Consider the following 5,730-nt stretch of genomic DNA (forward strand, 5'->3'; position numbering starts at 1 on the left):
ACGGGGAGATGGCAGACGCTACTAGGGCACCGCAATGCGAAAGCAGCGGCAAACGGACAAGCCAAGCCTAAGACTACCGCGCCACATCCTTACTCTACCGAGTTACTTCAGTCAGTAGTCGATCCGAAATGTCCAATGAGGACCTATACCGGTCGTTCGCCATTAGCGATCTGACTTCTAGAATCGGCAAATACTGGACAAAAGTGTGGACAGCGCTGATGCTCCAGAGCAGACACTGGAATAGAGTGTGGTATCTCGCTAATTGCTGATGGATTGGCGCGCCAACGCACGGGAGAGCGCGGTCGTGCTGGCATAACCGGCCTCTTTCGCCGCGTGCTTCAATCTATATCCATTCGTTACGGCCTTACGGGCAATTGCCAATCGCACTTGCGCAAGATAACCACCTGGCGGGCAATTCATCGTGTCACGAAAAAGAACGGCGAATGCGGTACGGGACATGCCAGCTTCCAGTGCCAGTGTCTCCAAGGTCCAGGGAAACTGCGGAGCGCTGTGGATAGCGACGAGTGCCCGAGCAATGCGCGTATCGGAAAGCCCATTAAGTATTCCAAATGCAGTCCGAGGCTGTGCGACCAGATGACGCAACAATCCGATAAACAAGATGTCGCCAGCTCTTGACAATAAGGCTGGCTGTCCGCATCGTGGTTGGGACACCTCAGATGCAATAAGGCGTATCACCAAATCCATTTCCGGATCCGCTTCTTCAAGCGACAGCATAAGAGGCACTGCAAATGCTTCCAATAGAATCGCGGATACCGGACCGCCAAAATGAACCTCGACACACATGGCGACCGGAGCATCCGTTCCGCCATCGGCCAAGCTAAGGGTATAAGCCGTATCACCACGTGTCACGGCAATAGCAGGTGCCGACAAGCATTGTTCCCTTTCGCCTGCCAAAGTGAGGTTCGCGATACCCCCTGTGATGAGATGCAAGCGGAGAAAAGCCGCTTCCGCAGACTCATAGAATTTGACCTCAGACAACCTGCCGGCATGTCTGACAAAAAATTGAGGAGCTATTCCTTCGAGAAGGGCTGACAACCGGTCAAGACGAGGAAGTTGAGGCATTTTTGAACGATAAGCTAATGATTTTGAATATACTAGCACCGTTGGTACAGGAAGATAACACTCTCTCCCATACCTAAAAGGAAATCGTCATGCTCATTCCACGGCAACCAGTACCTTCACTTTCGGTCGAGACAGTCGCGCACGGTCACTTTGACTTGTCCACCCGGTCAGCAGCACGGTTCACGATGGTGGTTTTCTATCGAGGACTGCATTGCCCGATTTGCGCCAAATATCTTTCGGAACTCGAGAGACTTGTGCCCGAATTCGAACAGCGTGGCGTAGCGGTGATTGCCATCTCATCGGACAATGAGGAACGGGCGGCCGCAATGGTGGGAAAGGTGCGTGCCGAAAAACTGCCAATAGGCTACGGGCTTACGCTACAAAAGGCGCGTGAATGGGGCCTGTACGTATCTGAAAGCCGCGGAAAAACATCCATTGGGATTGAGGAGCCGGCACGGTTTTCGGAGCCTGGTGTGTTTCTGATAAGACCAAATGGAACGCTTTACTACGGCGCTGTACAGACAATGCCGTTTGCACGCCCGAACTTCTCCGATCTCGTTAGTGCAATCGACTTCGCAGTGGCTCATGACTATCCAGCAAGAGGAGAGTACACCGGAGCGGTATGATTGATGCCATGAGGGCGTGGTTTTAGCGTTAGGGTTCTTATTCGTTGGCCTCCAGACCTTAACCGGCGCTCTTCATTACCCTCGTGATTGTAGTGGCAGGCGCATAATGTGCGATTTTGAGAATGTACTGTATGCAGTCGGCGGACCAACTCTTGCAGCCGCGCCCAATCTTCTTTTCGGTATCGTTCTGCTCTACGCAAGCGCCCGTCTCGTCGTGTTGCGCAGTGTTCCCAAAGTAAGCGTCGATCGATGGCCGTCTGTCTAGACGGGGTATGTTTGTCGAAGCGTAAAATGAAGGCTTTCATTTAGGCTGCCTGCCATGCATGAGTCTCCTCGCTTTACCATTAATCGCAGCATGATTCTCCTAATGTCCAAGCAGCCCGTGCTTGACTGGATTCAACGCGTCGATCCTGAACCATTGCAGCTTACGCTTGCGCAGCTTCGTGAGGATCAGGATGCCTTTCTCATCGAACAAGGTAGCATTGAATCCATCGAAGCAGCACAGCGTTGGGTTTGGCGTCGGTGGAGGACATTCTTCGAACAGTATCTATATGACTAGTTCACCGATGAATCGTATTGGCCGCAGAATCGTAGCCTCAAGATGTTCAAGGAGTGGTTCGATATCCAGTTTCACTCCATGGTATGGGATCTGTCTAGCCAACCAATTTTGCATGAAAATTGGGACCGCGACGATAAGGTAGGGGATAAACCCAAGTGATTGGTACATCTCACGGCAGCAGCTGATCGATCCGGTTGATTGGATGCTCTGCAATGTGGGCCAACACGTAGCGAACGTTCCGCTGCCCAGCCATCAATCTTGATGGCACACTGCCATCGCAATAGAGCATCAGTGCCTGCCACAGATAAAGGGAATAGCGCTTTTAAGCAGTACGACAGAATACCTGATTCAACTGTATGTCTGCTTAGCGTTCTTCGTTTGCCCTGCGTAGCACTTCGGCGACCAACTCATTGGAAAGCCGGTAACCAAAGCTAATCCATTGATCCAGAATCGGACCAACCGCTGGAATTAACCCACGGTTTTTTGCCGTCAGCAAAATGCCGGCACTGCCAACCACGGAAAGGTTATGTCGCCGTGCGACAATTCGTCCCAGACGTTCGTCAAGCAAGATAGGGCAGTTCTGCTTCAGAGCAAGCGCAATAGCCGCCTTTTCACCTGCATCAATCGGGGTGACTTCGAGCGAAGTCGGGAGCTCAGGATCATCAAGACGGGTGATTATGCCTTTAGCGACTGCTTGTTGAATTTTCTGCGCCCCTGGTTTGGACAGATCGTGAACGCATTCTTGCCACACAGTGTGCGGGACGTGAATGGTGCCGGCAACAGTCCGCACCAGATCAAGGTAGTCGGAACGCGCAAATGCAATAAGAGGGCTCGAATCAGCAACAATAAGCTTCATTGTTGTAGCAGTTTTAACTCTTCATCGAGCTCAGCAGGATCGTACTTAACCGCTGCAATACCGATAGACCCAAGAATTTCAATAAACGCTTCCTGGGGAAGTCCGGCAAACCGCGCTGCCTTGGCAAGTGTCAGCACATCCGTTGCAAACAGCTTGATAGCGACATCCACCTTGACACCATGCTGAAGCAGGAATTCGTCGAATGGAACTGTCAAAAAGATCGGTTCGCCATGTTTGGCAACGACCGCCATTTCACCGGACTCGGCAGCGCGTGTGATATCGCCGGTACGCTCGCGCAGATCGCGGATAGAAAATGTTTGCATAAGGCCTCCGTTGTGCCATCAAATGATAGCACAATATCTTTGTTGGACTTAATGCATAGCCGACGATGCGTCATCGGTCATTCTGCGGTATTTAACGCAATAAGATGTTGATATGGTCGTGTATTACAGGAGCGAGAACTGGGTGAGACCATGCCCAATGCAGCTAAAGTATGACTTTAGACACAACAGTGCTTCCGTAGAGGATTAGCATATTGATAATCAACTCCATTACGAAAGGAATGCTATGCGTTCATTGATCTACTTAGTTGGCTTAGTTGTAGTTATTTATGTTGTCTTAAGTGTTCTTGGCCTTGTATAACTCTTCCTCGCACAAAAAGCCCGAGTACCGTCTTACAGGCATCGGGCCTATCTACCGTCGAGTAAAATTCACTGCTGTTCAATATTAATTGACAGAAATATTCCCGGAAAGGTAAGTCTCCGGCGAAGGTGATCAAAAGAGACTAGGTCCGAATACCAGGTTGTCAGACGTGTGACGGGTCGATTCGGTGGATGATGGGGTCGGATGCGCCACGCTTCTCTCCGGCTTGAGACTACTTGCTCATCCAGGCGCATAAGTTGTCGCGCTCCATCATCTTTAAGTAGTTGAAGATGGCGCTCTGCCAGGCGACCAGCATGGAAATTCATGGTCAATTGCTAAAATGGGCCGCATTGCCAAATCAGTGCAGCACTATCTACAATTGGTCATGTTGGTGAATGCTTTGCGGCAGAACGGCAAACATAAAAAACTTCAAGCCGGACTCCGCGCCTAATCACTTGCTGCTTCCGTCAAAGCAACAGACCTGGCAGCCTGACGTAAAATGTGATCTTTTCTTGGTCTGCTAGACGTCGTCAAGCCGAGTAACTTCTTCACCTTTCGAAGTTAACACAATCAGCCGGCGCTCGTTGTTCGCGTTTTGAATGTGCGGTGGAAGCGGGTTGAGAAACGCAAGGCCGGACGATAATAAAGAAAGGTGTTCTTCGTTTGCCGGGTTGAAAACAGTCCCTGTTCTAATTTTGCAGGCTGAGTCGAATAGCGACCGGCGAATGATTTGCATTAAGATCCTAAAAGGTAAGCACGTGAGCCATGTATTGTACGGTTACATACAAAGGCACGCTCGTTTCCTCACAGCCTGTCCAAACCGACTTAACTTTGGCCCGGACTGGCGGATGCCCTTGAGAGCATCGTCGTACGCTCGGTTATCTTTGCATTTGCCAACTGACCGCACAAGACCGTCGCAATATACCGGAACCCGGTAAGTCAGGCGGGAGTTTAAAGTTCGCAGTTTGATCTCGTAAAGGTCAGGTCATGCCCGCCGACAGTTGCAGCAAATGGGATTCGCAACTGCGCGAGCCGCACGCCCAACGTTAAGACACCTTATGTGGGTCACATAAATAAGTACAAACGTCAGCTGCGGTGTCAGAGCCGTTGGGCTTGCTGGCTCTTCGCCGTTCAAAACTCATCTGTAGTCATACAATTCTTTGTCGTAGCCATTCAGCGAATTCCTGTTCGCCCAGGTTTCCGGCGGAAAGTGACATCATGGTCGTGTACGCTTCGCTCTGATCAAACTGCAGCGTGCATTTATTCAGGGCGAGAAAAAGACGGGCAAGGATCCAGGCGATGCGTTTGTTCCCATCATTGAACCCATGGTTACGCACGATGCCGAAGGCATACGCGGCAGCTAAATCGGCGGCATCCGGCGGGGGATTGCCATATGTTGCTCGCTGTTGGGGCCGAGCCAACGCTGATTCAATCAGGTTACGATCTTTGATACCAGCGGCACCGCCATGTTCGGCAAGCTGCTTGTCATGGATGGCATAGACAACTGATGGCTGGATCCAGTCCCAAGTCATTTGGCCAGTGCACGCAACAGGTCGCGATCGCCATGCATGATTTGCTCAGCGAGTTGCATTTGGCGCTCGAAGGCCGGGTCATATGGCGTCAGGCGGAAGCTGCCGTCTTCAGCCTCCGTCAAGAACAAGCGATCGCCTTTTTTAATGCCCATCCGCTCGCGCACCTCTTTGGGCACGATGAAGCCTTCGCTGGAACCAACGGTGGTAAGTTTGAACTCGTACATGGCTGCCTCTCTATATAATGTTTATTATATAGAGTTGGAGTCGGTTGGAAAGGGCAAACTATAGGAGTTTTATACCAACTATTTCCATATCAAAATACGTATAATACATATTATGTAAAATCAACTTTCACAGTAATGTTGAATCTTCGGCCGCCGTACTTGTACAGATACTTCCACCGACCACCCACCAGCACGTAGGTGTCGTCCA

7 protein-coding genes are annotated in these 5,730 nt (G+C 50.8%); 2 read left to right on the forward strand and 5 right to left on the reverse strand.

The features are described 5' to 3' along the window. Nucleotides 1–258 precede the first annotated feature (258 nt). Complete coding sequence (locus ASE07_RS24720; RefSeq protein WP_057293485.1) at nt 259–1,083, reverse strand: AraC family transcriptional regulator; 825 nt, start codon at nt 1,081–1,083, stop codon at nt 259–261. Nucleotides 1,084–1,172: 89 nt separating this feature from the next. Between ASE07_RS24720 and ASE07_RS24725 the strand changes: the two genes are divergently transcribed. Together ASE07_RS24725 and ASE07_RS30115 are read left to right on the forward strand one after the other, a co-directional pair. Next, nucleotides 1,173–1,709: a peroxiredoxin-like family protein gene (locus tag ASE07_RS24725; protein ID WP_057293486.1), complete on the forward strand. Its 537-nt coding sequence runs from the start codon at nt 1,173–1,175 to the stop codon at nt 1,707–1,709. A gap of 367 nt (nt 1,710–2,076) precedes the next feature. Next, nucleotides 2,077–2,268 carry a hypothetical protein gene (locus ASE07_RS30115; protein WP_235548608.1) on the forward strand — a complete coding sequence of 64 codons (192 nt, stop codon included), beginning with the start codon at nt 2,077–2,079 and terminating at the stop codon, nt 2,266–2,268. 364 nt (nt 2,269–2,632) lie between these two features. Here the strand turns inward: ASE07_RS30115 and ASE07_RS24735 are convergent, their stop codons facing one another. From ASE07_RS24735 to ASE07_RS24750, 4 genes are all read right to left on the reverse strand, one after another. Then, a complete protein-coding gene (locus ASE07_RS24735; RefSeq protein ID WP_057293487.1) occupies nt 2,633–3,124 on the reverse strand; it encodes a DUF3368 domain-containing protein in 492 nt (163 codons plus the stop codon). Next, on the reverse strand, nt 3,121–3,447 hold the full coding sequence (locus ASE07_RS24740) for a UPF0175 family protein (protein ID WP_057293488.1): 327 nt from the start codon (nt 3,445–3,447) through the stop codon (nt 3,121–3,123). The genes ASE07_RS24735 and ASE07_RS24740 overlap by 4 nt, the downstream gene beginning before the upstream one ends. 1,467 nt (nt 3,448–4,914) lie before the next feature. Further along, the gene (locus ASE07_RS24745) at nt 4,915–5,298 is read right to left on the reverse strand and encodes a type II toxin-antitoxin system death-on-curing family toxin (RefSeq protein WP_057293489.1); all 384 of its coding nucleotides are present in this window, start codon (nt 5,296–5,298) and stop codon (nt 4,915–4,917) included. Beyond that, entirely contained in the window at nt 5,295–5,522 is a 228-nt protein-coding gene (locus ASE07_RS24750; RefSeq protein ID WP_057293490.1) for an AbrB/MazE/SpoVT family DNA-binding domain-containing protein, read from the reverse strand. Before ASE07_RS24750 ends, ASE07_RS24745 begins: the two co-directional genes overlap by 4 nt. Between the last annotated feature and the right edge of the window lie 208 nt (nt 5,523–5,730).

This window comes from Noviherbaspirillum sp. Root189, assembly GCF_001428545.1.
Taxonomy (GTDB): Bacteria; Pseudomonadota; Gammaproteobacteria; order Burkholderiales; family Burkholderiaceae_D; genus Noviherbaspirillum.